Here is a 22130-nt window from a genome sequence, read left to right as displayed (position 1 = left end):
ACGGGAATCAAGGTCAAACTAGGTAGTCGTGCGTATGCGACAAACTGCGCGCGATCGCACGGAAGTCACTGGCGGTTAATCCATAGATTGAATGCTTGTCCGACTTTTGTAGGGGCGGCCATGATTGAGTTTGACAGCATTGAAGCGCAGCGGCGCACGGGCGGGAAGCTTGTCCTGGCTTGCAATGCGGCGATGGTGGTGTTGACGCCGATCGCTAGCCTGGTTGCGGGCAATCCGATCCCCCCGTTGGCTGGCGTGGCGACCGCCCTGGCGCTGGTGGCGTTTGTCGCCTACCGGCTTGCAGCGGATCACTTTGGTCAGCGACTTGTCTCGGCGCTTGTTCTTGTCGCCCAGGTCGGTCTCTTCGTCCTCGCGTTCAGCGGCAGTCCCTTGCAGGGAGAGGCGCGAATGGCCTTCCTGGCTGCGCTGGCCTTGCTCGTGGCTTATGGCGAGTGGCGGATCATCGCCGCAGGCGCGCTCGCCGTTGCGGGGTGCCATGGCGCTGCGGAGCTTATCGCGCCCCATGCGCTGGGCGGCGGCGGCGGTCTGATGGCCACAGCGTTTGCAATCGGCGTCACGGCCGCCACGGCTTGGTCACTGATCTGGATGACTGCGGGGGTGTCGCGCCTGTTCTTGACGGTTTCGGCGCGTACGCAAAACGCCGAAAGAGCGGCCGAACAGGCTGAGGAGGCCCGTGAAGCGGTGGTGGCCGAGCGCAACGCGCGTGAGCAGTCCGTCGCCGAACGCGCCGCCCTCAAGGCCGCGATGGAAGCCGAGCAGAACCTAGTCGTCGCCGAGTTGGACGCGGCGATCACCAAACTGGCCGATGGTGATCTGACCTGGCGTCTGAACCAGAGCTTCGCCGAACGCTATGAAGGTCTTCGCGCCAACTTCAATCAGGCTCTTGAACGCCTGGAGGCGGCTATGGGCGATGTGACCACGCGCGCTTCGACCATGAGCGCTGGGGTCAATGACATGAGCCGCGCCTCGGACGAGCTGGCGCGCCGCACCGAACAGCAGGCCGCCAGCCTGGTGCAGACCGCCACCGCGCTCGGCCAGGTGACCGTCGCGGTCAACGAGACCGCCGAGAATGCGCGGCAGGCCAACGCCGCCGCCGAAGGCGCGCGCCAGGAGGCGGAACGCTCTGACCCCGTCGTGACAGAAGCGGTCGACGCCATGACCCAGATCGAGACCTCGTCCGGCCAGATCAGCCGGATCATCGGTGTAATCGACGAGATCGCGTTCCAGACCAATCTTCTGGCGCTGAACGCCGGTGTGGAAGCCGCACGCGCGGGCGAGTCGGGCAGGGGCTTCGCCGTCGTCGCCCAGGAAGTCCGGGCGCTGGCTCAGCGGTCCGCTAGCGCAGCCAGCGAGATCAAGACCTTGATCAGCGCCTCGACGGCCCAGGTTTCGGCAGGGGTTGAGCGCGTGGCGCGAACGCGGGAGGCGCTGCAGAGGATCGTCGCGCGGGTCGCCGAGATCGATAGCCAGGTCAACGCCATCGCTCGCTCCGCGAACGATCAAGCCCAGAGCCTGCGCGAGGTGAACACCACCGTCGGCGAGATGGACCGTGTGGTGCAGCAGAACGCGGCCATGGTGGAGGAGACAACGGCGGCCGCGCATGCGCTCCGCTCCGAAGCGCAGGATCTGAGTGACCGCATGGGTCTCTTCAAGATCGCAGGAAGCGTGGGCGGTGGCGTCCGACGAGTCGCCTGACTCGGCCACAAGGGGGAGGCCGTTGACGTCTCCGCCTCCGCGCCAGACCTCTGCGGCGCCAAAGCTATGGCGCGAGACGGCTTGGCGCGTTCATGAGTCTTTTTAGATCGCGGTGACGCGAGCCGCCGCTCGCGCAGGGCTGCGAAGGCGCGCCGTAGCAAGACCGATGGCCACCATGGTGAAGCCGACGGCGACGTAGCACGCAGGGCAGTGCCCGGCGAACGCCCAAGCATCTTGGCTGGACGCGCAGAGGGGGCCTGTCAGGAGGCGAGGCGCGGCTTCACCCAAGGCCACCGCCCAGCTAACCAAAGCCAAAGCGCCGGCGAGCGGAACGCTGTTGCGGACCAGGACCTCAAGATGGGGCACGTGATCAATCTCCCATGACGTGGACGCACCATGGCTCGTGATTGGGGAGGGGGCTTTGATGCGTGTCAAAGCCGGAGGAGTCGGAGCGTGACATCCAGGGGCGAGGTTCGCCCCAGGGAGTCCGTATGTCCGCAACCACACTTAGAAGCGCCGGCCCGCCAGCGGGCTCCGCGGCGCTTCTCGCCATCTCCGTCGTCGGCGCCTTCCTGGCGATCCTCGGCGCTGGTCTCACCCATGATCCGATGTTCCGTCTGCAGATTGGAACATTCGCGCTGGCTGGCGTCCTCGCCGCCTTCGCCCTGAACGCCGGTCTGGCGGGAGGGACGCTCCAGGATCATCCCGATCAATATTCAGATAACGTGGTCAAGGCGGGCGTCATCGCCACCATGTTCTGGGGCGCGGCGGGCCTTCTGGTCGGCGTGATCATCGCCGCCCAGCTGTCCTGGCCGACAATCTTCTATTTCCCGGACCTGGGCTTCCTGAACTTCGGCCGTTTGCGGCCGCTGCACACCTCGGCGGTGATTTTCGCGTTCGGCGGCAACGCCCTGATCGCGACGTCCTTCTATGTCGTCCAGCGCACCTGCAAGGCGCGTCTGGCTGGCGGCATCACGCCGTGGTTCGTGTTCTGGGGCTACCAGCTGTTCATCGTGCTGGCCGCCACCGGCTATCTGATGGGAGCGACCTCGGGCAAGGAATACGCTGAGCCCGAGTGGTACACCGACCTGTGGTTGACCATCGTCTGGGTCGCCTATCTGCTGGTGTTCCTCGGCACGATCTGGAAGCGCAAGGAACCCCACATCTACGTGGCCAACTGGTTCTACCTGGCGTTCATCGTCACGGTCGCGCTGCTGCACCTCGTCAATAACGCCGCTGTTCCGGTCGGCCTTCTGAACCACAAGTCCTACGGCGTGTTCGCCGGTGTGCAGGACGCCCTGGTCCAGTGGTGGTACGGCCACAACGCCGTCGGCTTCTTCCTGACCGCCGGCTTCCTGGCCATGATGTACTACTTCGTGCCCAAGCGCGTTGAGCGTCCGGTCTACAGCTATCGTCTGTCGATCGTGCACTTCTGGGCGCTGATCTTCATCTACATCTGGGCCGGCCCGCACCACCTCCACTACACCGCGCTGCCGCAGTGGGCGCAGACCTTGGGCATGACCTTCTCGATCATGCTGTGGATGCCCAGCTGGGGCGGCATGATCAACGGCCTGATGACCCTGTCGGGCGCGTGGGACAAGCTGCGCACCGACCCCGTCGTCCGCATGATGGTCGTCTCGATCGCCTTCTACGGCATGTCGACCTTTGAAGGCCCGGTGATGTCGATCCGCGCGGTCAACGCGCTGAGCCACTACACCGACTGGACCATCGGCCACGTGCATTCCGGCGCCCTGGGCTGGGTCGGCTTCATCAGCTTCGGTGCGATCTACTGCCTGGTGCCATGGCTCTGGAAGAAGCCTGGGATGTACTCGAACAAGCTGATCGAGTGGCACTTCTGGATCGCGACCACCGGGATCCTGCTCTACATCGCCGCGATGTGGGTGTCGGGCATCATGGAAGGCCTGATGTGGCGGGAATACACCCCGCAAGGCTTCCTGGCCTACAGCTTCATCGAGACGGTCTCGGCCAAGCACATCGAGAACGTCATCCGGACGGTCGGCGGTCTCATGTACCTGAGCGGCGCCCTGATCATGATCGTCAACATGTGGAAGACGATCGCTTCGCCCTCCGCTGCGCCGGCCGACGCTTCGGCTGCTCCCGCCAACGCGATCGCCTGAGGTCTCTGATGTCCATCTGGAAGCACCACGCCAAGTTCGAGCGGCATTCGCTGCTGCTCGTCGTCGGCATCCTCCTGGTCGTCTCGATTGGCGGCCTCGTTGAAATCGCCCCGCTGTTCTGGCTGCAGGGCACCATCGAAAAGGTCCAGGGCGTGCGCACCTATACGCCCCTGGAGCTGGCCGGGCGCGACATCTATGTCCGCGAGGGCTGCTATCTCTGCCACTCGCAGATGGTCCGCCCGCTGCGCGACGAGGTCGAGCGTTACGGCCACTACAGCCTGGCGGCCGAGAGCATGTACGACCACCCGTTCCAATGGGGGTCCAAGCGCACCGGTCCTGATCTGGCGCGTGTCGGCGGCAAGTACTCCGACAGCTGGCACCGCGACCACCTGATCGATCCGCGCTCCGTCGTGCCGGAGTCTGTGATGCCGCCGTACAAGTTCCTGGCCACCAATGACCTAGACTACAGCGACATCGCCGCCCGTATGAAGGCCCAGAAGACGGTCGGCGTGCCCTATACCGCTGATCAGATCGCCAACGCCGAGAAGGATCTCGAGGCGCAGGCCGATCCGTTCTCGACCGACGCTGTGGCGCTGCGCGGCCGTTACGACGCCAAGGTCGTCAACCGCGACTTCGACGGCGACCCGAACAAGGTCAGCGAGATGGACGCCATTGTGGCCTATCTCCAGATGCTGGGCACGACCGTCGACTTCAAGACGTACAAGGCCCACGCGCCGGAGAACCAACGATGAGCGGTCTCTCCTATGAAATCGTGGCGCGCTTCGCGCAGCAGTTCGGGCTGATCTACTTCGGTCTGATCTTCCTCGCTGGCGTCGCCTACGCCCTCCGGCCCTCCAAGAAGGCCGAATTCCAACACGCCGCGCGCATGCCGCTGGACGACGGGGAGCAACCCTGATGGCCGACCGCAAGATCGATGACGCCACGGGCGTCGAAACCACCGGCCACGAATGGGATGGCATTCGCGAACTGGATAATCCGCTACCCCGCTGGTGGCTTTGGATCTGGTACGCGAGCATCGCCTTCTCGATCGGCTACTGGGTGCTGATGCCCGCCTGGCCGGGACTGAACGGCTACACCAAGGGCTTGCTCAACAAGTCCGACCGGGTCGATGTCAGCCAGGAGCTCAAGGCGCTCGAAACGCACCGGGGTGAGGGCGCGGCCATGCTGCGCACCGCCAGCCTGGAGCAGATCGAGAAGGACCCCAAGCTTCAGGCCTACGCCCAGCAGGTCGGCCAGTCGGTGTTCGGCGACAACTGCGCGACCTGCCACGGCATCGGCGGCACGGGCTCCAAGGGCTACGCCAATCTGCGCGACGACGTCTGGCTATGGGGCGGAAAGCTGGAAGACATCCAGTACACCATCACCCATGGTATCCGTTCCGGCGCTGAGGGCGCACGCGTCTCGCAAATGCCTGCTTACGGCCGCGACGAGATGCTCCAGCCGGCGCAGATCGATGATCTCACCGAATATGTGGTGAACCTGTCGCGTCGCCCGGCGGACGCCGGAGCAGTCGCTCGCGCCGCCCCGTTGTTCGAGGCGCAGTGCTCGGCGTGCCATGGTCCGCAGGGCCTGGGCAATCAGCAGCTTGGGGCGCCGAACCTGACGGACGCCGACTGGCTGTTTGGCTCGGATCGCGCATCGATCCGGGGGCAGATCTACGCCGGCAACGGCGGGGTGATGCCCGCCTGGGGCGGTCGTCTGAGCCCCGAGACCATCAAGGCGCTGAGCGTCTACATCCACAGTAACGCAGGCGGTCAGTAGGGCCCATGCCCACGCTTATCGACAACACTCCTCCTAAACCCGATACCCGCTCGGCGGTTTCCGCCGCTGAGCGGGCCAAGGGCAAAGGCGACGCCAAGGGCGGCCTCTACAAGCCGCGCCAGCCGATCTATCCCAAGCTTGTCCATGGCAAGTGGCGGATGGTGAAGTGGGTGCTGCTGATCGCCACCCTAGGCGTCTACTACATCACGCCCTGGATCCGCTGGGGAAGGCCAGAAGGCTTTCCGCAGCAGGCGGCGCTGGTCGATTTCACCGGCCGCCGCTTCTACTTTTTCGACATCCAGCTGTGGCCGCAGGAAGTCTATCTCTTCACCGGCGTTCTGATCGCCGCCGCGCTGGCGTTGTTCCTCACGACGGCGCTGTTCGGTCGCCTGTGGTGCGGCTACGCCTGCCCGCAGACCGTCTGGACAGACCTCTACATCGTGGTCGAGCGCCTCTTCGAAGGTGATCGCAACGCCCGGATGCGCCTCGACGCCGCGCCGCTGTCCTTCAACAAGGTCTGGCGCAAGACCGGCAAGCACCTGATCTGGCTGGGCATCGCCTTTGGCACTGGCGGCGCTTGGATCTTCTATTTCCACGACGCGCCGACCCTGATCCGCACCTTCTGGATCGGCCAAGCGCCGGCCACCGCCTATGTGTCCTGCGCGCTTCTGACGGCGACGACCTACATCTTCGCGGGGTGGATGCGTGAGCAGGTCTGCACCTACATGTGCCCGTGGCCCCGGATCCAGGGCGCGATGCTGGACCAGCACTCGCTGCAGGTGACCTATCTGCGGGAGCGCGGCGAGCCGCGCGGGGCTCACAAGAAGGGCCAGAGCTGGGAGGGGCGCGGCGACTGTATCGATTGCCGCCAGTGCGTCGTGGTTTGCCCGATGGGCATCGACATCCGCGACGGCTCGCAGCTCGAGTGCATCAACTGCGGTCTCTGCGTCGACGCCTGCGACGATATCCTGGGCAAGCTGGGCCGCCCCACGGGCTTGATCGCCTATGACACGGATGCGGCGGTCGCCGCGCGCACTTGCGGTCAAAAGGCGGTCTACAAGCCGGTCCGCTCGCGGACCATCTACTACGCAGTGGCGCTCGCCCTCGTCGGCGGTCTGACCCTGTGGTCCTTGGTCACGCGTCCGAAGGCCGACCTTCACGTCATCCGCGATCGCAACCCGACCTTCGTGCGCATGCATGACGGCGCGGTGCGCGACGGCTACACCCTGAAGATCACCAACCGCACTTTCGCCGAGCGCCGCTTCGACATCACCTTCGAAGGCGTGCACGGCGCGCGTCTCAGCCAGCCCGGGCAGACCGTCCAGGCCGTGACCCTGATCGTGCCCGCTGACCAGGTGGTCTCGGCCCGGGTCTTCGTCACCGCGCCGGCGGACGCCGACCTGGCCGGCAGCGTGCCGGCCCGGTTTCTCGCCAAGTCCGACGACATCTTGGCCGAGTCCAAGACCGTCTTCCTCTCTGGAGCTGCGAACCCGCAATGACGATCGCCGCGCAATCCGTAACGACCGCGACCTCGCGCAAGGGCCAGATCACCGGCTGGCACGTGCTGTTTGGCGTCGTCGCTTTCTTCGCCCTGATCATCGCCGTGGACGTGGTGTTCATGGTGCTGGCTTACCGGACCTTCTCGGGTCAGGTCGCTTCCAACCCCTATGAGGCGGGGCTGGCCTTCAACAAGACGCTGGCCCAACGCGAGCGCGAAGCCGCGCTGGGCTGGACGGCGGCGGTTGAGACGCAGGGCGGCGGCGCGGTGGTCGTGCGGGTGCGCGATCGCGCGGGGCAGCCGCTTGATCGTCTCTCGGTTACGGGATCGCTCGCGCGTCCAGCCACGGAGGTCGGCAAGCAGGTGCTCGACTTCAAGCCGCTGGGCGACGGCCGCTATCGGGCCACGGCCAAGTTGGACGGGGCCTGGGATCTGCGCGCGACGGCGCGCGACGCCCAGAACGCCTTTGAACTGGAAGCGCGCCTGGTGTCGCAATGAGTCACAGCCTCGCCCTGCATCGTGATCTAGAGGCCTTCGTTCGGCGCGACGACGCCGGGCGGGGGCGGTTCGAACTGCTTGTGCGCGGGGCCCGCTGCGCTGGCTGCATCAACAAGATCGAGAAGGCGGTGCGCGCGCTGCCGGGCGTGGAGGCGGCGAGACTGAATCTGACGACCGGCAAGCTCTCGGTCGAGCTGGCCGGCAAGATCTCTGATCCGGGGCGCGTGCTCGAAGCCGTGGAGGACCTTGGCTATCGCGCCTGCCTGTTCGACCCGGCCGAGGCCGAGGCGGCGCAGGATAAGGAGGGCAAGGAGCTCGCTCTCGCCCTTGGCGTCGCGGGCTTTGGCGCCGGTAACGTCATGATGTTCACCGTTCCGGCCTGGGCGGGCCTGTTCGGGCAGGAGCTGACGCCGGCCACCCTGACCTTGATGTACTGGATGGCGGCGATCGTCGCCACGCCCTGCGCGCTGTTCGCCGGCAGGCCGTTCTTCCGCTCAGCCTGGGCCTCGCTGCGGCGTGGCAAGGCCAACATGGACGTGCCGATCTCGATCGGGGTGATCCTCACCCTGATCGTCAGCTTCTCCGAGACCCTTCTGGGCGGGAAGCATGCCTATTTCGACGCGGCGGTGACGCTGCTGTTCCTGCTGCTGATCGGCCGCTATCTGGATCACCGCCTGCGAGCGGGCGCCCGCTCTGCGGCCCGGGATCTCCTGGCGCTCCAGGCGCCGGTCGCGATGCGCCTTACCGAGGGGGTCGAGCAGGGCGTTCCCGTCGCGGACATCCGCGTGGGCGACCTGCTGGCCGTCACGCCCGGCGAGCGCATTCCGGTCGACGGCTTGGTCGAGCAAGGCGTGTCCGAACTCGACAACGCCCTGATCACCGGCGAGACGGCGCTGGCGCCCGTCGCCGCCGGGGCCCGATTGCACGCCGGCGCGCTGAACCTGTCGGGCCGACTGGTCATGCGAGCCACGGCGCGGAGCGAGGACTCCACGCTCGCCGCCATCGCCCGACTGATGGAAGCCGGCGCCCAGGCGCGCTCGACCTATGTTCGGCTCGCCGATAAGGCCGCCGCGCTCTACGTCCCTGTGGTTCACACGGCGGCGGCTCTGACCTTTGTGGGCGGGTGGGCGTTGGGCCTTGGACCCCGCGAGGCGCTGCTCCGCGCCGCAGCGGTGCTGATCGTCACCTGTCCTTGCGCCCTTGGTCTGGCGGTTCCCGCCGTCCAGATCGCGGCGAGCAGCCGGCTGTTTCGTAAGGGCGTGCTGGTTAAGTCCGGCGCGGCTTTGGAGCGCCTGGCCGAGGCTGATCACGTGGTCTTCGACAAGACCGGCGTGCTGACCGAGGGGCGTCCGGCGCTGATCGACGCGCCGGCGCATCTGGTGACGCTGGCCGCGCCGCTGGCGCGCGCCTCCCGCCACCCTTTGGCGCGCGCTCTGGCGGCCGAAGCCGGCGCCGGACCGGTCGCACAAGACTGCGTCGAGACGGCCGGGCAGGGCGTCGAGGGCTTCATCGACGGGCGTCGGGCCCGACTGGGCCGGGCCGGCTTTGTCGGCGTCGAGGCCGGCGGCGTGCGCGAGACCGAACTCTGGTTCGGTTTCGAGAACGACGTGAAGATCCGCTTCGCCTTCGAGGATCGGCCGAGAGCCGACGCCCGGGACACAATCACCAAGCTTCGCGCTTTGGGTCTGTCCGTAGAGATCCTTTCGGGCGACGTCGAAGGACCGGTCCGCGATGTAGCGCGCGACGTGGACGTCAGCGACTGGCGCGCGGGCCTGACCCCGGTCGAGAAGGCCGCTGCGGTCGATGCGCTGAAAGCCCAGGGCAAAAGGGTGCTGATGGTCGGCGATGGCCTCAACGACGCCGCCGCTCTCGCCAAGGCGCATGCCTCGATGGCGCCGGGCGCGGCGGTGGACGCAGCCCAGAATGCGGCCGACCTGGTCTTCACCGGTGACGAACTGGCCGCCGTCGTCGAGTCCATCGAGACCGCGCGGGAATCGCGGCGACGGGCGCTGGAGAACTTCGGGTTTTCGGCGCTCTATAACCTTGTCGCCACGCCGGCGGCGATGTTCGGACTGGTCAATCCCTTCGTGGCGGCCCTGGCCATGTCAGGCTCTTCGATCATCGTCTTGCTCAACGCGGCGCGTCCGCGTCTCTGGAGTTTCCGCCGATGAACATTGTCCTGTTTCTGGCTCCGGCCTCGATCGGTCTGGGCGCGCTGGGCTTGCTGGCGTTCTTCTGGACGATGAAGGCCGGCCAGTATGATGATCCCAAGGGGGATGCTGAGCGGATCCTCTATGACCATCTCGACGATAAGCCGCCAGCCAGCGAAGGGTGAGCGATACTTAAGGATCCGCCGGCGCTTCTGAGGCTTTCAGGTCTGACACAGGTCAAATACTTGATCGATATAGTCGTCCACATTCCCATCGCGACAAGAAACAAGACGTCGCAGGAATTGGGGATAGACAATGAAGAAGCTCGCTCTTTCGCTCGCCGCCTTTGGCGCGCTCGCCGCCGGCGCCGCCCAGGCTCAAGACTTCACGCCGAACGCCAAGGGCGATCTGATCGTCCATGCTCGCCTGACTCAGGTCGCGCCGGCCAAGGACGCCGCCATCCTGACCGCCGCCGGCGCTAACTCGGGCCTCAAGGCGCATGTCGGAAACGACATCAAGCCGACCCTCGGCTTTACCTACTTCCTGACCGACAAGGTCGCCGTCGAGGCGATCCTGGGCACCACGGAACACAACATCCGCGCTCAAGGTCCGGGCACCGACGTGCTGGTGCACAAGACCTGGGTCCTGCCGCCCGTCGTGACGCTGCAGTACCACCCGCTGCCGGCCTCGCAGGTAAGCCCCTACTTTGGCGCCGGCCTGAACTACATGCTGTTCTACAGCGACAAGAACAAGAACGGCTTCACCGTGAAGGTCGACGACGGTGTCGGCTATGCGCTGCAGGCCGGCGTCAACATCAAGATGAAGAACAGCTGGCTGCTGAACGCCGACGTCAAGAAGGTCTATTTCAGCACTGACGCGAAGATCAACGGCGGCGCCCTGAAGGCCAAGGTCGACCTTGACCCGGTCGTCGCCTCGATCGGCCTGTCGCGCCAATTCTAACCCCCCCCGACGGACGCCCCCGGACGTCCGTCCTCTTCCTCCCCGTCGGTTCGCCGACGGGGAGCTTTTGTTTGTCTGCTCTTATCGGACGTGACGGAGATCGTGGAGGCGATTGATCGGCGTCAAGGTGGCGCTGGCGGTATCCGCGCATACAGCTCGCAAGAAGCCGAGGAGCGCGTCGATCATGTCTCTAGAAGCCCCCGATCTCCTGCGCGTTCGGGCCTTGCCGCTGTTCGAGACTGCGGCTGATGAGGTCTTTGGTCGGCTCATGCGGGGCGCCTTCCTCCAGCGCTTTCCGCGCGGATCGCAACTGACGACCCAGGGGCTGCCGGACAACTTCCTGTTCGTGCTGCTTGAAGGGGCGATCGAGCTAGAGGGGAGCTCCAGCGACCGCGAGTCGACCCTCGCGCTGCTGTGGCCCACCGCCACGCTGGGCCTGGCTTCCATCGTCCTGGACAGCCCGAGCTTGATGACGGCGCGAGCCACGAAGGCAAGCTTGATCCTCATGGTCCCTGGCGAAGCCTTCAGGCATGCGCTGAGCGAGGATGCGGGGTTGGCGCGCGCGGTGGCGGAAGAACTTGCCGGTTGCTTCAGCGGCGCGGTGCGCTCCCTGAAGAACTGCAAACTGCGGACGGCCAGGGAACGGCTGGTCAGCTATCTGTTGGCGCAGCAAGAGCGGCAAGGGGGCGGGCCCGTAGTCAAGCTGCCCTGTCGCAAGCGCGTCCTGGCCTCGCTGCTGGGTATGACGCCGGAAAATCTCTCACGCGCCTTCTCCAGCCTTGGGCCGCATGGGGTCGAGATCGATGGGGCCACGGTCACGTTTCGTCAGTCTGATGGCTTGGCGCAGTTGGCCCATCCCGACGCCATGATCGACAACGATATCGGTGAAGCCTTCAGTCAAGCCGAGCGCGAGCGTCGCCGTGGCGCCCGCACCGCGATGGCGTCGCACTAGCGCTGACGGCCGTACTAGCACCTCTTCACAAAGCATCCGAACCGATGATCACCCAGACCGTTCTCTCGTCCGTTCAGCGGGCGCAAGCCGAGCGCAACCTGCCGCGCTACACGAGCTATCCCACTGCGGTGGCGTTCGACGCCGCGCAAGTCGATCAGGCCGCCAGTTGGTTCGCCCAGACCCGAGCTGACGACCATCTGTCGGTCTACGTCCACGTGCCGTTTTGTAGGCGGCTTTGCTGGTATTGCGGCTGCAACACCTCGATCGCCCACACCTATGAACGGGTCGGGACCTATGCCGAGGTCCTGGCGCGCGAGATCGATCTTACGGCTCGACGGCTTGGGGAGCATGACGGGCTTGCGCATCTTCATTTCGGCGGCGGCAGCCCCAACGCTCTGAGCCCTGGGGACTTCAAGCGCCTCGTGGCGCAACTGGCGACGACGTTCAGGATTCGCCCCGGCGCCGAGATCGCCGCCGAGCTCGATCCAGGAATGCTCTCCGACGCATTCGTAGACGCCGCCGGCGAGGCCGGCTTGACCCGCGTGAGCCTGGGGGTGCAAACCTTCGATCCGGCGGTCCAGGCGCTGGTTAACCGCGTCCAGCCCTTCGAACAGGTTAGCGCCGCTGTCGACCGCCTGCGCGCCGCGGGTATCGACGCGTTGAACTTCGACCTGATGTACGGCTTGCCTGGGCAGACCGTTGATAATGTCTACGCCTCCACGAAGACCGCCTTGGCGCTGAGGCCGGATCGCGTCGCGGTGTTCGGCTACGCCCACGTGCCGTGGATGAAAAAGCACCAAACGATGATCCGCGAGGCGGACCTCGCTGATATTGACGGCCGGTGGGCGCAGGCGGATGCGGCGGACGCAGCGTTGGTCGAAGCGGGCTATGTCCGGATCGGTCTGGACCACTATGCGCTGCCGGATGACGCGCTGAGCCGGGCTGCGGCTGAAGGGCGACTGCGCAGGAATTTCCAAGGCTATACCGATGATCCCGCGCCCGTGCTGGTTCCGATCGGTCCGTCTTCGATCGGCCAGTTTCGGGAGGGCTTTGTCCAGAACCTGACGCCCACCGACGCCTGGGCCTCCAAGATCGCTCGGGAAGAGCTGCCTCTAGGGCGCGCGTTGGCGATCACCGACGAAGACCGACTGCGCTCGGCCGTGATCGAACGGCTGATGTGCGATATGCGGGTCGATGTCGCGGCTCTTTGCACGGCCCATGGCTTTGCGCCTGATCATCTGGCTGGCAGTCTTGCCAGTCTTTCGGCTGTCGAGGTCGCCGGCCTTTGCGTGCTCGACGGCAGCTCCGTCGTGATCCCGGAGTCGGCGCGCCGCCTGATGCGTGTGGTCGCCGCTGCGTTCGACGAACGGCTCCCCGTCGCGGTCAACCGCCATGCCAAGGCTGTCTAAAGCTCTCCACCGATCCGCTCGACCTCTTTGGCCAGGGCTTCCATGTCCAGCACGTGCAGCGAGCGCCCCTTCTGGCGGACGATATTAAGGCTGGCGAGCCGGTTCAGCTCACGTGTGACCGGTTCGCGTTGACTGCCCACCAAAACGGCTAGCTCGGCGTGCGTAGGGCAGGGGTGGATAACGGCCGTCCGTCCGTCTCCCCCCGCCGCCGAGGCTATTCGCAGAAGTTCAATGTCTACGCGGCAGGCGACGGAAATCGCGGTCAGCTCGAACAAGCGATCGGTAAGAGAGCGCGTTAGCGCCGCCATGTCCTCAAGCAGCGCTCGCATGAAGCGGGGTGACGACTCGAAGAGGTCCCGGATTAGACGCGCCGGCAGCCGGACAAGCCGAACATCCTCCAGCGCTACGATGTTCACCGATCTTGGCAGGCCGTCGATCGCTGAGATCTCTCCGAAATAGGCCCCGGGACTCAGGCGACGATAACCGACTTCGCGTCCCGACCGTGCGTACTGGTTGGCCAAGAGCGCACCCTCCAGCAAGAGATAGATCCCTTCATCCTGGTCGTGACGTTGGACGATCATCTCGCCCTTACCATAGCGCAAGGGCTCAAGGCGCTGCATCAGCCCCTCGATCTCTTCCGGTGTCATGTATCGAAACAGTTTATTGTTCCGATGGTCTTCTGGCGCTCCCTCGTTCGGCGTATGGGTCGCGACGCGCTGAGCCGACGGTGGAATCACGGTCATCTGATACGCTCCTGCGCTGTCGATCGGGGGCGATGATGAATAGCCGACAACGGTACAAGGCCTTTATCAGCTATAGTCATCATGATCGCAAAGCCGCCGAGTGGCTCCATCGGAGCCTCGAGAGCTATCGCCCGCCCCGTGGGCTCCGCTCCGGCGGCGCGGAGACGGTTGAGAGTGGTCTAAAGCCGATCTTCCGTGATCGTGACGAGCTGTCAGCGGCCGCCGACCTGAGCGAGGCGATCCGCGAGGCGTTGGATCGCTCCGATGCCCTCATCATCCTGTGCTCGCCCCAGTCCGCCGCATCACTTTGGGTGGACAAGGAAGTCGCTCATTTTCTCGCTTCGAGGGGCGCAGACCATGTGATCAGCGTGATCGCGCCCGACGCGCCAGTGAGCCTCTCCCTCGGAGAGCTTTTGCCGCTCGCCTTGAAAGCTGCGCTGCCGCCGGGCGTCGAGCCTCTGGCGGTGGACTTGCGGCAGGACGCCGACGGCAGGAGGCTTGCCAAGCTCCGGATCGCCGCTCGCCTGCTGGGCGTCAATCTGGATCGGCTGGTGCAGCGTGATGCGCGTCGGCGACTACGCTTGATGGCGGCTTTCAGCAGCTTGGCGCTAGCGGTCACCGTTGGGATGGGCGCGATGACCGTCGTGACGTTGAAGTCGCGCCAGATCGCGCGGGAGCAGCGGGATGAGACCGAAGCCCTTGTCGCTTACATGCTGGGTGACCTGCGTGAACAGCTAGAGCCCGTCGGTCGTCTGGATCTCCTAGACGGCGTGAGCGCGAAGGTCCTGGCCTACTACGCCAAGGCGCAAAGCGACCGGCTGGACGACAAGGCGCTGGCCCAGCGCGCCAAGGCGCAGACCCTTCTGGGGACGATCCGGGAGCAGCGCGGTGACTTGGTCGGCGCGCAGGACGCCTTCGCCCAGGCCGCCGCGACGACTCACGCGCTCGTGCAGCGCGCTCCGAATGATGGTGATCGGGTCTTCGACGAAGCTCAGAACGTCTATTGGCTGGCCTATATGAAATGGCGCCGCGGAGAGGTCGCGGAGGCCGAGCGCGGGTTCAAGCGATACGCCGAGCTCGCCCAGCGACTGGTGGCGATCGACCCCAATCGCGCGGAGTGGCGGATTGAAGGGGCCTATGCCGAGAGCAACCTCGGAACGCTGCTGTTTGAAGAGGGGCGCGCCGAGGAGGCGCTGGTTGCGTTTCGGGCCGCCTTCAGGATCTTTGAGGCCGAACGCCTCAGAGCTTCGAATGACAAGCAGCGCCTGACCGATGCGGCCAACGCGCGCGCCTGGATCGCCGACGCTCTGCTTTTGATGGCCAAACCGCGAGACGCCTTCATTGAGCGCAAGGCCGCCGCCGACTTGTTGGAGGAAGGCGTAGCGGCTTTTCCGAAAGACCAGCGGATGGCGGCCAAGAGTGTCGCGACCCAGCTTGGTCTTGGCAGGCTTGAGATCGACTTGGGTCGGCTTGAGGACTCGCGGCGTCGACTGACCGCGGCGAATATTCGCTTGCGAGAGCTCGCTGCCCTGGACCCGACCAACACGCGTTGGCGGGAATATGTTCTCGTCGGTGAACTCGACCTGATCGACGTCGAGACGCGCTCCGGTGATCTGGCCGCGGCAAGGTCCCGGCATGCCGCCGCCAGCGCGACCTTGGCGCGATCCCGCAAGGGGCAGCAAGCGACGGAGTGGCGAGCCGATCTTGACGGACGTCTGGCTCGGCAGGCGATCGTTCTGGCCTTGAGCGCCGGCGACACCGCAGCGGCCAAGGGCATGGCCGAGCGCCTTGTGGAGCGCCTGGAGTCCTCCAACGGCGATCCCGACACGGCCACCAGCAACTCTGATCTGCTTGGCTATGCGCAGTTCACTGAAGGTAGGCCCGCCGCCGCCATCAAGACGCTATCGCCCCGTCGTAAATCTCTCCCGCCCGCAAGTCTCGACGTCCTGGCGCGCGCCTATTGGGCGGTCGGCCAGCGCGATGAGGCGATGAAGATCGTGCGCAGTCTCAAGCAAGAGGGGTACGCGCACCCTGGGTTTGTTGCGTTTTGGCGAGAGTCGCCCGCAGGTGAAATTCTCAGTCGGGAGACTTGAAATGACCGAACCAACACCCGAAAAAGTTGTGGAGCTCGTCATCGGCTTGGACGAACGATACAACTTCATGAACTTTGTGGACCCGCGGCGGCCCAAACGGCTGTTCCTGGATCTGAGCGAGCGCTGCGAGTTGGTGTTCACTCTAAGCGATCAGCTTATCAATGCAGGCTGGTCATTTCAGCGCAGACCCATCGAAATCCAGCGCGATTTCGGTGTGAACTTCTCAAGCTATGTCTGGGTGCCGTACTCGATCGATGGCGGCGACTTGGCTCCGCGGTCGCGTTTCAAGGTCATCTACGAGGATCAGCGGATGGGCGAGTACACCTACAGCCTCCTGATGCTGGACTCGCACGGCCAGAAGATCGATCTCGATCCCAACATTGATAACGGCGCTGGCCGTATTCCCTGATCCAGGCGGGATGTTTGATCCAGAGCATGTGGTCGCGCTCATACGGCGAGGGGAGGTCCTCGCCGCCTATGACATCGCCCATGCCGCGCTTGAGACAGAGCGGGACGACACGCAGGCCGCCTATCTCGCGGTCCTATGCTTGGCGCGCGCCGGGGCGTTGGATTTCGCCCGGTCGGAGTATGTGCGACTGGGACTGGATCGCGCCGAGGGCCATGACGCCGTAGCCTTGGGCGCGCGTCTGTTGAAGGATGTCGCGCTGGCGGCGCGGGGACCACGCCGTCTTGCGTTCGCCAGGGCCTCGATCCGCCAGTATGAAAAGCTGTTTGGGGCGTACGGTGGCGTTTACGGGGCCATCAACGCTGCGACCATGACGCTTGTGGCGGGGGACGCGTCGAGCGCTGCTGCGCGCGCGCGGGCGGTGCTGGCGATGTCGGCGCCCGCCAGTCTAACCGCCGAGGGGGCCTATTACGAAGCCGCGAGCCGCGCCGAGGCCCGCTTCCTCACCGGAGACCTAGACGCTGCGCGTGACGCCATGACTGAAGCGGTCAGCCTGGCGCCCACCGCCTATGCCGCGCATGCTTCGACGCTTCGGCAGTTGGAGATACTATGCAGCGAGACGGGCGTGGACGCCGCCTGGCTGGAGTCCTTACGGCCTCCCGCCTGCGCGCATTTCACCGGGCATATCCTCGACACCACCGGGGCGGCCCTGTGCGGTTCGGTGCTACGTGAGCGCGTCGACGCTTTGCTCGTGAAGGAGCGGGTGGGCTTTGGCTACGGAAGCTTGGCGGCGGGCGGCGACATCATTTTCGCCGAGGCGCTTCTGGCCGCCGGGGCTGAGTTGCACGTGGTGCTGCCCGTTGAGCAAAGCTCGTTCGTGCGCGTGTCGGTCGCACCGTTTGGCGACGCCTGGGTGGAACGTTTCGAGCGCTGTTTGTCTCGCGCCACATCACTCAGATACGCTTCCTCGGACCCTTTCCTCGGCGATGAGCAGGTCTTCGCCTACTCAAGCCAGTTCGCGATGGGCTGCGCGGTGCTGCGCGCAGAGACGCTGTCGACCAAGGCCGTGCAATTGGCGATCTGGGACGGTCACGCAGGGGGCGGGCCCGCCGGCGTGCACGCCGACTTGAACTACTGGTCGCGGAGCGGCCGACAGCGCGCGGTGATCGAAATTGAGCGGCCGCTTCCAACACCTCGCCCGCCAGGCGCTGGCGCCGACCCCAAGCGCGGCATGAAAGCCATGCTGTTCGCCGACATGCAGGGGTTTGGCGCGCTTCGCGATGATCAGATCCCAGTCTTCGTGGATGCGGTGATGGCGCGCTTGGCGAGTGCGGTTGAGTCGCTTTCCGCTCGCCCGGTTCATCTCGAAACCTGGGGTGACGGTTTGTTCCTGGTCTTTGACGCCCCCATCGACGCGGCGCGCGCGGCCCTGGCGCTGATGGAGGCGCATCGCACTCTGGATCTGAGGGCTTTGGGGCTGCCGAGAAGTCTTGGCTTGCGGATCGCGGGGCACTACGGCCCGGTTCACCTCCGCACGAATCCGATGACGAAGTCGCCTGCGGTGATGGGCGCTCACGTCGTGGTGGCCGCGAGGATCGAACCCGACGTCGCCCCTGGATCAATCTGTGTCAGCGAGGCGCTCGCTGGCGCGTTGGCGACCTTTCACGGCGACACGCTGCGCTGCGGCTATGTCGGGCGCACCCAGGGACGCAAGGGATTTCCGGCGACGCCGATCTTCAGCCTGACCCGAGCTGTCTAGCCGAAATCTCGCCTTGCTCCGGCGCGCTGTGCAAATCCTCACATCCAGACTGCGCTGACTCAAACACAGTTCATGCGTCGACTGCGTCGCGCTTTGCGGGAACGAAACGGCTCGCGCCTCTTGAAGGCTTAGGCCCCTAGGTCCCGACGAGCGTCGCCGCGAGACCCGACTGCGGACCCAGCCACCCGCCGGCTGGGTCCGTCTTTTCAGGATTGGTGGAGCGAGCGGCGCCTCGTGCCGCCGGAGGAGTCGCGTATGAGCCTGGACCGCACCATGATCTCAGAGCCAGCCGTCGTTGCAGGAAGCGGAGAGGACGCCACCGAGGTGGCGAGCACATTTCTTCGTCATGCGGTGAATGTCTGGGCTCGCGAGCACGACCTATCGGGCGAAACCCTTTCGGGCGTCGTCAACGACGTCCTTCAGTACGCCACGACCACGGTTAATGAAGCCCGGTTCGGGCGAGGCGGGGTATAGGTTTCAAGGCTTACAGGGTTGTGGCGATGGACACTCTGGCTGGCGCGGCGCTAGCGCCCCTTCTCATCAAGGCGCTGTGGTTGCTGTCCGTTGCTGTGGTCGCCTTCTGCGTCGTTCGCGCGATATCGGCGCGGGGGCGCTTGGCTGAGACTTTGCGCGTTTTGCAGCTTGTAAGCGATCAACGGGACGAGGCCTTGAGCGCCCTCGAACAGAGCCGTCAGACCATCGCCGACCTTGAGCGCCGTCTCGCCTCTCAAGGCGACAGCGTGCGGCTGAGCATGGCGCTCACCGACGAGCGGCTCGCCGAGGCCTCGCGGGCGAAGGCGCGCGAGGCTCGGATCAAGCGCCTGCTCGCCGCTGATCCTCGTGCGGGGGAGAGCCGCGTGGAGACCGCCAACCGGCTCATTGACGAGGCGCTGAACGAGCCCCGCACGTGGTCTGACCCTAGCTAGCGATCTACGGCTAGACGGAACACCATCGTGTTCCGATAGGTCTGACCGGGGTTGAGCCTCGTCGACGCGAACTGTGGCTTGTTGGGCGCATCAGGGAAGTGCTGGGGCTCAAGCGCGATGCCGTCGCCCTGGCGATACATCTTGCCGCTCTTGCCGACCATCAAGCCATTCATGAAGTTGCCGGCGTAGAATTGAATTCCCGGCTCGGTGGACAGGATCTCCAAGGCCCGTCCGCTCTTGGGATCCGACAACCGGGCCGCCAGCCGCAGCGCGCCGCCCGATGGGCCGTTCAGGACGTAGTTGTGGTCGTAGCCCCGTCCAATGACCAGCTGCGGATCGCTGGCGTCACGGATACGCTCGCCGACTGCTGTGGGCTTTCGGAAGTCGAAGGCGGTTCCCGCGACGGGGGTCACCACGCCCGCCGGGATCAGCTCGGCGTCGACCGGCGTGTAACCGTCGGCCGGAATGGTGAGCACATTGCCCATCGCGCCCTCGGGGGCCCCTTCGCCGGCCATGTTGAATAGGGCGTGGTTGGTCAGGTTCACGATCGTCGGCTTGTCGGTGGTCGCGCCATAGGTGATCGTCAGCTGGTTCTGCTCGTCCAGCGCATAGGTCGCCGTGACCGTCAGCGTTCCTGGATAGCCTTCCTCGCCATCGGGGCTGACATAGCCAAAGGTCACGGAGGCGACTGGCCCGGACTTGGCGTCCAGCACCTTCCAGACGACCTTGTCGAAGCCTTTGACGCCGCCATGCAGCGCGGCGACGCCGTCGTTGTTCAAGGCCAGCTGGTAGGTCTTGCCGTCGAGGGTGAAGCGTCCCTTGCCGATCCGGTTAGCGAACCGGCCGACGCTGGCCCCGAAATAGCTGTTGTTGCTGGCGTAACCGGCCGCATCCGCGAAGCCGAGGGCGACATCGGCGGCTTTACCGTCGCGGCCCGGCGCGATCAGCGACTGCAGGGTCGCGCCGTAGGTGATCACTGTGGCGCTCACGCCGTTTGCGTTGGTGAGAGTCAGAGCCTCGACCGTCTCGCCCGAGGGCAGCTTTCCGAAGGGCTTGCGCGAGAGGTCCGCCGCTTGAGCAGTCCCAGCGAAAAGCAGGGCCGCGCCGCATAGCGCGATGGTCTTCAGCCTCATGGTCCTCTCCCTCGATATCATTATTGGCTGCAAGGTCGCTCTAGAGTGACTTCACGGTCGTCACAGTGGACGCCCCCCGCGCGAGCCGATTGCGCGCGGGATAGTGGAACGGCGGGGCTTCGATCTCGAAAACGTCCCCCTCCTGGGTCAGAAACCCTGAGGCGAACGATAGCGTCGCCGCGCCGAAGAAGTGGACGTGGAGGTCGCCGGGGCGTCGGAACAGGTCGTACTTGAAGTGATGATGTTCGAGGTTCGTCAGGGCGTGGGACATATTGCCCTCGCCAGACAGGAACGGCTGCTCCCAGGCGACCTTGCCGTTCCGGATGATCCGGCTGGCGCCATGAATTTCCTCGGGCAAGCGTCCCGTGAGCAGCTCAGGGCCAAGGGCGGCGTTGCGAAGCTTTGAGTGCGCCAGCCACAGATAGTTGCCACGTTCGACGACGTGGTCGGAAAACTCGTTGGCTAGGCAATAACCCAGACGATAGGGCGTTCCGTCAGGGCCCACGATATAGACCCCGGCGATTTCAGGCTCCTCGCCGCCGTCCTCGGCGAAGGATGGGGAAACCAGAGGCTGGTTGGGGCCAACCAGTTGCGAGCCGTCGCCCTTATAGAACCATTCGGGTTGCACGCCGATCTCGCCGGCAGGCGGCTTACCGCCCGCTACGCCCATCAGGAACATCCGACGGGAATCGGTCAGAGGCTCGTCGGTCCCGGCCTGGTGGGCGAGGGCGGCCTTGTGCATCTGGTCGCGGCTCTCTGCGGAGCCCAGATGGGTCAGGCCGGTGCCGGTGAGCAGCAAGTGTGCGGGATCGGGATGATCTATGGGGGCTAGCACCCGGCCCTCGGCGAGGGCGGCGTCGAAATCAAGGGTTTCACCCAAAGGCCGCGCTTGAGCCGCCTCCGATAAGGTCGCGTCGACGCGGATGGCGACTTGAGCCAGCTCATAGAGCGTATCTGCGACCTCCACGCGGCGCGCACGGCGCGAGTTGTCGATCGCGACAAGCCGCCGGTCGCCTTCCGGTGTTTTCAGCTGCGCGAATCGAAGAACCACCCGTCTGAACTCCAGAGGTCAATAATAGTCAGACAAATAACCGTCCTAACCGCGCTGTCAAACCAGTGTCATCCGGACGGCGGCCGAATTTCCTTGTTGCAGGGCCTGTGACATTCTTAGAGTCCGGCCCCGCAGGTCCATCGCCTGCTAGGCAAGTTGGAGCGATAAGCGAGTGGCGAAGGCGAGGCGCGATGAGGGCGGCGGCGAACCCGAGCGCGAAGAAGCGCCAGGTCGCCTCCACGGGGCGATCGCACGATCGCTCGGCGCGGCGATCGTCTCAGGCAAGCACCAACCCGGTGACGTGCTGACCAACGAGATCGAGGCCAGCGAAAGGCTCCAGGTCTCGCGAAGCGCCTATCGCGAAGCTATCCGAATTCTCGCGGCGAAGGGTCTTGTCGAGAGTCGACCCAAAACGGGGACGCGCGTCAGTCCGCGCGCGCGGTGGCGTCTTCTGGATCCCGAGGTTTTGTCCTGGTTCTTCGAGTCCGAGCCAAGCGAGTCCTTTCTCCAGGAACTCTATGAGCTGCGCATGATCGTCGAGCCGGCTGCGGCTGCGCTCGCGGCGAAGCGCCGGGACGCTGGCCAGCTGGAGCGCATGCGCGCCGCGCTGGTCACCATGCAGCACGAGACGCTCGCGACGGAGGCGGGGCAGGCGGCTGACCGCGACTTTCACGACGCGGTTTTGGAGGCCACGGCCAACGGACCGCTCTTCACGCTCAGCAGCAGCATCGGCGCGGCGGTCCGCTGGACCACGATCTACAAGCAACGCTCCCGCGACCTCGCACGCGACCCCGTTCCGGATCACTGGAAGGTGTTCGACGCCATCGCCGCTGGACGTGAGGACCAAGCCCGTGAGGCGATGGAGCGGTTGGTCACGCTTGCTCTGGAAGACACCCGCGCATCCATGACCGCTTAA

General features: G+C 65.3%; 22 protein-coding genes. 18 read left to right on the top strand and 4 right to left on the bottom strand.

Annotated elements, in window-relative coordinates; all coding sequences use genetic code 11:
- Positions 1-120: 120 nt before the first annotated feature.
- On the top strand, positions 121-1716 hold the full coding sequence (locus ACT53N_RS02000; protein ID WP_476062316.1) for a methyl-accepting chemotaxis protein: 1596 nt from the start codon (positions 121-123) through the stop codon (positions 1714-1716).
- Between the two features lie 102 nt (positions 1717-1818).
- On the opposite strand, the gene ACT53N_RS01995 is transcribed toward ACT53N_RS02000, so the two are convergent.
- Positions 1819-2082: a hypothetical protein gene (locus ACT53N_RS01995; RefSeq protein WP_476062315.1), complete on the bottom strand. Its 264-nt coding sequence runs from the start codon at positions 2080-2082 to the stop codon at positions 1819-1821.
- A 125-nt stretch (positions 2083-2207) separates the two neighbouring features.
- Here ACT53N_RS01995 and ccoN point away from each other — a divergent pair, with 125 nt between their 5' ends.
- The 11 genes from ccoN (at position 2208) to hemN (ending at position 13103) form a co-directional block, all read left to right on the top strand.
- Complete coding sequence (ccoN, locus tag ACT53N_RS01990) at positions 2208-3854, top strand: cytochrome-c oxidase, cbb3-type subunit I (RefSeq protein WP_476062314.1); 1647 nt, start codon at positions 2208-2210, stop codon at positions 3852-3854.
- Positions 3855-3862: 8 nt separating this feature from the next.
- The gene (ccoO, locus tag ACT53N_RS01985) at positions 3863-4606 is read left to right on the top strand and encodes a cytochrome-c oxidase, cbb3-type subunit II (protein WP_476062313.1); all 744 of its coding nucleotides are present in this window, start codon (positions 3863-3865) and stop codon (positions 4604-4606) included.
- Positions 4603-4770, top strand: coding sequence for a cbb3-type cytochrome c oxidase subunit 3 (locus ACT53N_RS01980; RefSeq protein WP_476062312.1), 168 nt, complete (start codon positions 4603-4605; stop codon positions 4768-4770). The genes ccoO and ACT53N_RS01980 overlap by 4 nt, the downstream gene beginning before the upstream one ends.
- On the top strand, positions 4770-5636 hold the full coding sequence (gene ccoP / locus ACT53N_RS01975) for a cytochrome-c oxidase, cbb3-type subunit III (protein WP_476062311.1): 867 nt from the start codon (positions 4770-4772) through the stop codon (positions 5634-5636). The genes ACT53N_RS01980 and ccoP overlap by 1 nt, the downstream gene beginning before the upstream one ends.
- A gap of 5 nt (positions 5637-5641) precedes the next feature.
- A complete protein-coding gene (ccoG, locus tag ACT53N_RS01970; RefSeq protein ID WP_476062310.1) occupies positions 5642-7135 on the top strand; it encodes a cytochrome c oxidase accessory protein CcoG in 1494 nt (497 codons plus the stop codon).
- Positions 7132-7632, top strand: coding sequence for a FixH family protein (locus tag ACT53N_RS01965; protein WP_476062309.1), 501 nt, complete (start codon positions 7132-7134; stop codon positions 7630-7632). Before ccoG ends, ACT53N_RS01965 begins: the two co-directional genes overlap by 4 nt.
- Complete coding sequence (locus ACT53N_RS01960) at positions 7629-9803, top strand: heavy metal translocating P-type ATPase (protein WP_476062308.1); 2175 nt, start codon at positions 7629-7631, stop codon at positions 9801-9803. The genes ACT53N_RS01965 and ACT53N_RS01960 overlap by 4 nt, the downstream gene beginning before the upstream one ends.
- Complete coding sequence (gene ccoS, locus ACT53N_RS01955; RefSeq protein WP_476062307.1) at positions 9800-9967, top strand: cbb3-type cytochrome oxidase assembly protein CcoS; 168 nt, start codon at positions 9800-9802, stop codon at positions 9965-9967. Before ACT53N_RS01960 ends, ccoS begins: the two co-directional genes overlap by 4 nt.
- Before the next feature lie 130 nt (positions 9968-10097).
- On the top strand, positions 10098-10742 hold the full coding sequence (locus ACT53N_RS01950) for an OmpW family outer membrane protein (protein ID WP_476062306.1): 645 nt from the start codon (positions 10098-10100) through the stop codon (positions 10740-10742).
- Between the two features lie 184 nt (positions 10743-10926).
- Positions 10927-11694, top strand: coding sequence for a transcriptional activator FtrB (gene ftrB / locus ACT53N_RS01945; RefSeq protein ID WP_476062662.1), 768 nt, complete (start codon positions 10927-10929; stop codon positions 11692-11694).
- Between the two features lie 44 nt (positions 11695-11738).
- Positions 11739-13103, top strand: coding sequence for an oxygen-independent coproporphyrinogen III oxidase (hemN, locus tag ACT53N_RS01940; protein ID WP_476062305.1), 1365 nt, complete (start codon positions 11739-11741; stop codon positions 13101-13103).
- On the opposite strand, the gene ACT53N_RS01935 is transcribed toward hemN, so the two are convergent.
- Positions 13100-13846, bottom strand: coding sequence for a Crp/Fnr family transcriptional regulator (locus tag ACT53N_RS01935; protein ID WP_476062304.1), 747 nt, complete (start codon positions 13844-13846; stop codon positions 13100-13102). The genes hemN and ACT53N_RS01935 overlap by 4 nt on opposite strands.
- A gap of 35 nt (positions 13847-13881) precedes the next feature.
- Here ACT53N_RS01935 and ACT53N_RS01930 point away from each other — a divergent pair, with 35 nt between their 5' ends.
- The 5 genes from ACT53N_RS01930 (at position 13882) to ACT53N_RS01910 (ending at position 19030) form a co-directional block, all read left to right on the top strand.
- Positions 13882-15939, top strand: coding sequence for a toll/interleukin-1 receptor domain-containing protein (locus tag ACT53N_RS01930; protein ID WP_476062303.1), 2058 nt, complete (start codon positions 13882-13884; stop codon positions 15937-15939).
- 1 nt (position 15940) lies between these two features.
- Positions 15941-16348, top strand: coding sequence for a hypothetical protein (locus ACT53N_RS01925; RefSeq protein ID WP_476062302.1), 408 nt, complete (start codon positions 15941-15943; stop codon positions 16346-16348).
- Between the two features lie 10 nt (positions 16349-16358).
- Positions 16359-18104, top strand: coding sequence for an adenylate/guanylate cyclase domain-containing protein (locus ACT53N_RS01920; protein WP_476062301.1), 1746 nt, complete (start codon positions 16359-16361; stop codon positions 18102-18104).
- A 273-nt stretch (positions 18105-18377) separates the two neighbouring features.
- Positions 18378-18578, top strand: a complete 201-nt coding sequence (locus ACT53N_RS01915) for a hypothetical protein (protein ID WP_476062661.1) — start codon at positions 18378-18380, stop codon at positions 18576-18578.
- A gap of 194 nt (positions 18579-18772) precedes the next feature.
- Positions 18773-19030: a hypothetical protein gene (locus tag ACT53N_RS01910; RefSeq protein ID WP_476062300.1), complete on the top strand. Its 258-nt coding sequence runs from the start codon at positions 18773-18775 to the stop codon at positions 19028-19030.
- Here ACT53N_RS01910 and ACT53N_RS01905 read toward each other — a convergent pair.
- Positions 19027-20163, bottom strand: a complete 1137-nt coding sequence (locus tag ACT53N_RS01905; RefSeq protein ID WP_476062299.1) for an aldose epimerase family protein — start codon at positions 20161-20163, stop codon at positions 19027-19029. The two genes, ACT53N_RS01910 and ACT53N_RS01905, sit on opposite strands and share 4 nt — an antisense overlap.
- A gap of 40 nt (positions 20164-20203) precedes the next feature.
- Entirely contained in the window at positions 20204-21214 is a 1011-nt protein-coding gene (gene araD1 / locus ACT53N_RS01900; RefSeq protein ID WP_476062298.1) for an AraD1 family protein, read from the bottom strand.
- A gap of 172 nt (positions 21215-21386) precedes the next feature.
- Here araD1 and ACT53N_RS01895 point away from each other — a divergent pair, with 172 nt between their 5' ends.
- The gene (locus tag ACT53N_RS01895) at positions 21387-22130 is read left to right on the top strand and encodes a FadR/GntR family transcriptional regulator (RefSeq protein ID WP_476062297.1); all 744 of its coding nucleotides are present in this window, start codon (positions 21387-21389) and stop codon (positions 22128-22130) included.

The organism is Caulobacter sp. DMC95 (genome assembly GCF_056313785.1).
Note: the sequence above shows the minus strand (reverse complement) of the source record. Positions and strands in the feature narration are given on the sequence as shown.